Source organism: Pedobacter sp. 01T416_2, from assembly GCF_056398925.1.
Genome location: NZ_JBFTQI010000741.1, coordinates 1 through 2894 on the forward strand (window position 1 = coordinate 1; position 2894 = coordinate 2894).

Here is a 2894-nt window from a genome sequence, read left to right on the forward strand (position 1 = left end):
GATAATGATAGCTCAATTGCAACCATTACGGCCGGAACCACAGGAAATGAAAACGGGCCTGTTAACGGAACATTCACGGTAAGCTTAAGTAATCCATCATCTACAGATACGGAAATTACGTATACTTTGGCTGGAACAGCAACAGAAGGAGCAGATTACGATACCATTGTAACCAAAACGATCACCATTCCTGCCGGACAAACTAGCGGAACAATTACCATACCTGTTAAAACAGATTTGGCTGTAGAAGGAACGGAAACGGTTATTGCCAGTCTCCTTGCTTCAAACAGTGCCTTGGTAAGCATTACTACAGCACCAGCTAGTAAAACGGCAAGTATTAATATTCTGGATAACAATACGGCAACAGTTAGCATTTCAACTAGTCCAACCAGTATTGATGAGGCTGCGGGAACAGCTACATTTACGGTAACTTTAAGTAGTGCCGTTCAAAGTGCATTTGATGTTACTTACGCTACCACAAATGGAACAGCAGTTGCTGGCCTGGATTATACTGCCACCAGCGGAACCTTAAATTTCCCTGCAAATTCTCCTGCGGGTGCTACTTTAACATTTACCGTTCCGATTAATAACGATAATTTAGTTGAACCGAGCGAAACTTTTAATGGAACCTTAACTGGTGTAACCGGCGGATTGGTAACCATCGGAACTGCAATTGCTCCGGTAACCATTACCGATAACGATACTTCTGTTGCTACCATTGCTGCAGGTGTAAACGGTAACGAAACGGGACCAATAAAAGGAACCTTTGTGGTAACCTTAAGCAATCCGGCATCAACCGATACACARCTTACYTATACTTTAGSTGGAACTGCAACCGAAGGAACCGACTACTCGACGATAGTAACCAAAACCATTACTATTCCTGCTGGTCAAACTACAGCAACCATTACCATCGATGTTCAGCCTGATGCTGTTACCGAAAATACAGAAACGGTAATTGCGACTTTAGCCACTTCGAACAGTGCGGTAACCGTAAATACAACGCCAGCAAGTATCAATATTATTGATGCCAATACGGCGAGTATTAGTATTTCGACTACGCCTACCATTAATGAAACAGCAGGCACCGCAACCTTTACAGTTACGCTGAACAATGCGGTTCAAAACCCGTTCAGTGTAAATTACAGTACAACCGATGGTACTGCTTTGGCAGGTTTAGATTACACCACTACAATCGGAACATTAAACTTCCCGACAAATGCTGCGGCAGGAAGTATATTAACTTTTACAGTTCCGATAAACAATGATAATATTGCCGAAGCATCCGAAACCTTTAGCGCTACACTGAGTGGAATTACTGGAGGTGTGGTTATTATCAGTAATGCTACGGCTACTGCGACCATTGTAGATAACGATGCGGCAACGGTAGCGATTACAGCAGGAACATCAGGAAATGAAAACGGACCTATAAACGGAACCTTTACGGTAAGCTTAAGTAATCCATCTTCAACTGATACTGAGATTACCTATACTTTAGGTGGTACGGCAACAGAAGGAAATGATTATACAACCATAAGCAAAACGATTATTATCCCGGCAGGGCAGACTACAGGAACCATCACCATTCCAGTTAGAACCGATTTATTGGTTGAAGGAGCAGAAACAGTGGTGGCAACCCTCGTATCTACAACCAGTGCATTGGTAAGTATTTCGCCAATCCCAGCTGATAAAACGGCAACAATTAATATTACCGATAATACAACGGCAACAATAACAGTAGCCGCCACGAATGATGGTGCAGAACCAGGTACGCCAGGTTTGTTTACCTTCACATTAAGTAATGCTGCTACAACTGATACACAGGTTACTTTTGCAGTAAGCGGAACAGCAAGCAACGGAACTGATTATACTTCGCTTGGTACAACGGTAACTATCCCGGCTGGACAAACCAGTAAAACCGTACAGGTGCTGGTGCAAGATGATACTTTTGTGGAGCCAACAGAAACCGTTATTTTAACCATGACGGCCGCAACTAACAACCCGGCCATTACAGCGGGTACCATTCCTGCAACCGTAAATATTGCCGATAACGATCAGGCAACTGTTGCAATCAACAGCATATCATTAGCAGAAAATGGAGGTAATGCAACATTTACAGTAACCTTAACTGGTAACGTTCAGGATGCATTTACGGTGAATTATACAACTGCAAATGGAACGGCATTAGCTGGTTCTGATTATACTGCCACAACAGGTAGTGTAACTTTTCCTGCCGGTTCTGTTAACGGCGCTACGCAGACTTTCAATATTCCGGTGATTAATGATGCCATTACCGAAAGTACCGAAACCTTTACGGTAACATTAAACAGCATAAGTGCCGGATCGGCAGTAACTATTCCTGCAGCAGGGGCAACCGGAACAGCCAGCATTATCGATGATGATGCAGCAAGTGTGGCCATTAACAGTGTTTCTGCTTTAGAAAACGTTGGCAACATGACCTTCACCGTAACATTGACCGGAAATATACAAGATGCCCTTTCAGTAAATTATGCAACTTCTAATGATACTGCAATTGCAGGAGCCGATTATATCGCTCAAACGGGAGTAGTTACTTTCCCTGCAGGATCGGTTTCAGGTGCAACACAAAGCATTCTTATTCCGATAACAAACGATAACATCACTGAAAACACTGAAAGGTTCAAAGTAACTTTAAGCGGAGCTACTGCTCCGGTTAGTATTTCACAGGCGGAAGGAATCGGAACCATTAATGATAATGATGTGGCTACGGTGAGTATTTCTGCCACGCCAGCCAGTATTGATGAAGCAGCAGGAACAGCTACCTATACCGTAACCTTAAGTAATGCGGTTCAGGCAGGTTTTACTGTCGATTATGCTACTTCGAACGGTACCGCTATTGCAGGCAACGATTATAC

The 2894-nt window shown here is 43.3% G+C and carries 1 protein-coding gene; it reads left to right on the forward strand.

The window, feature by feature from the left end:
* Positions 1-2894: Calx-beta domain-containing protein (locus AC1DPQ_RS23390; protein ID WP_477611033.1), on the forward strand; the 2894-nt coding region annotated here is incomplete at both ends.